This is a genomic window from Actinomycetota bacterium, from assembly GCA_005774595.1.
Classification (GTDB): domain Bacteria; phylum Actinomycetota; class Coriobacteriia; order Anaerosomatales; family D1FN1-002; genus D1FN1-002.
Genome location: VAUM01000296.1, coordinates 1 through 2,442, shown reverse-complemented (window position 1 = coordinate 2,442; position 2,442 = coordinate 1). Strand labels below are relative to the sequence as shown.

1 protein-coding gene is annotated in these 2,442 nt (G+C 70.4%); it reads left to right on the top strand.

All coding sequences use genetic code 11. The features are described 5' to 3' along the window. Positions 1-451: 451 nt before the first annotated feature. The coding region (locus FDZ70_09315) for a hypothetical protein (GenBank protein ID TLM70152.1) at positions 452-2,442 on the top strand (1,991 nt) is incomplete at its 3' end.

Here is a 2,442-nt window from a genome sequence, read left to right as displayed (position 1 = left end):
GCCGCTGCCGCCCGCGCGCGGCGCCGCCCGGGCGGGCGAGGAGCCAGCCGCGCCGCTCACGCCGGAGACGAAGCGCGCCCGCAACCGGCTCGTCGCGCTGCTCGTGCTCGTGCCGTTCAGCTTCCCCGCGTGGTACGCGGTGCGCCGCCGCGACCCGGAGCTCGCGCGCATCACGCGGCTCGCGCTCGTCATCAACTACTGGCAGACGGCGGTGCTCACGGTCGTCGTGGTGGCGGCCGTGGTGCTCTCGGCCAATCGCGACGCGATCGTCAGCAGCCTCGGCGAGCGGCTCGGCCAACTCATCTATGAGCGGTGGTACACGAGGTAGCGGTACCCCTCCCGCGCGTGGGAACCATATACTCGTACACGTGGTGGGAGAGAGGCTCGCGCGCGACGCGGCGCACTCGCCGAGGGGACGGAACGCACGCGGGCCCGGATCGAGGGAGGGGCCATGCGCGCTCGTCTCGTGCTTGCCGCGGTGTTCGCCGCGGCCGTCCTGTTCGCCGTGCCTTCGGCCGCGCTGGCGGTCGCTCCTGACGCCTACGAGGACGACGACACCACGGCCACGGCCAACGTGTACGTCCTCGGGACCGCGGAGGCCCGAAGCCTCGACACGTCGAGCGACATCGACTGGGTGCGCTTCAACGTGACCGCGGGCGAGCGCTACATCATCGGGACGTACGGCTCGGTCACCACCACCGACGAGGCGGACACGAAGCTGTACCTCTACGACTCCTCCGGCACCCTGCTCATCTCGGAAGACGACGACGGGCCGGGCTACTACTCGGGCTTCACGTACACCGCCACGGCGAGCGGGACGTGGTACCTGGCGATCGACCTGTACGGCGGCGGCTCGAACACCGGGACGTACACGTTCGTCGCCGACCTCGTCTCGACGGTGTCGGGGACCGTGCGCGATGCGGCGGGTGCGCCGGTGCCCGGGGCGATCGTGGCCGTCTTCTCGCCGTACACCGCGACGACGACCTTCGACGACGACAACGACTTCCAGATGGACGAGACGGCCGCGGACGGGTCGTACACGATCGAGTGCTGGCCAGGCCAGCACCGGCTGGGCGCGTGGAGCGGGAGTGACATCGGGTACTACGACGGGGCCGCGCTGCTGGCCGACGCCACGGAGTTCCCGGTCCCGGGCGACGCGGCCCTCACCGGCTACGACATCACGCTGTCCGGGCTGACCGGCGCGGACGCGTACGAATCCGACGGCACGACCGCGACGGCGACCGCGCTCACGGTGCCGACGGCCGGCCAGTGGCGCAGCATCTACCCGACCGGCGACGTCGACATAGCCTCATTCGCTGTCTCGCCCGGGCACACCTACGCGGTGGGCACGTACGGCGACGACGCGTTCACCGACGACGCCGACACCTACCTCTACCTGGTCGATTCGAACGGGACCAGAGTGATCGACACCGACGACGATGGCGGCCCGGGGTACTACTCGCTCGTCTCGGCCACCGCGACCCAGACCGAGACGTGGTACGTGCGCGTGCGCGGGTACTCCTCGATCACGGACGGTGCATACCGGCTCGCGGTCAGTGAGGTCGCGACGATCTCGGGCACGGTCCGCGACGGGGCGGGCGATCCGATCGAAGGCTGCACCGTGTACGCGTATGGCCCGTGGGACTTCTCCTCGTGGGGCTCGGTCGTGTACACCACGACCGCCGCCGACGGCACCTACTCGCTCGGCGGGCTGGTGGCTGCGCCGTACCACGTCAGGTTCTACGGACCCACCGGCTACGAGGAGGAGTGGTACCTCGACGCGGCCACCGAGGCGTCGGCGACGCAGATCACCCTCGGCTCCGGCGAGTCCCGCGGCAGCGTCGACGCCACGCTGGCGCTGTCCGACGGCGCCGAGATCCGCGGCACGGTCACCGACCGGCTCGGCAACGGGCTGTCCGGCCTCAAGGTTCACGCCAGCTCGGACGCCACGGACGCGTGGGACTGGACCTACATCGGCGGGACCTACACGCTCGACGGTTTGCCCGGCGGCGACTACACCGTGTGGTTCGAGGACACCGCCAACGTCTACCTCGACGAGTACTACGACGATGCGCGTGACGAGGACGACGCGGAAGTCGTGCACGTGGACGACGGCGACATCGCCTCCGGCATCGACGCGACGCTGACGCGCGCCGGCGGCGTGTCCGGCTCCATCGTCAACTCGCAGTCCGTCGACGTCGCGGGCGCGTGGGCGTACCTCTACCAGGTCTCGTCGAGCGGCTCGAGCTACTCACTCGTCGACCAGGACCTCACGGACGCGTCTGGTGACTTCGCGATCGGCGACCTGGACGCCGGCGTCTACACGTTGCGCTTCACCGACCCGGGCGGCACCTACGCCTCCGAGTGGTGGCAGGATGCGGCGCTGTTCGACACCTGTACCACCTTCACCGTCTCGGCGGGTTCGACGCGCACGGTCGGCAC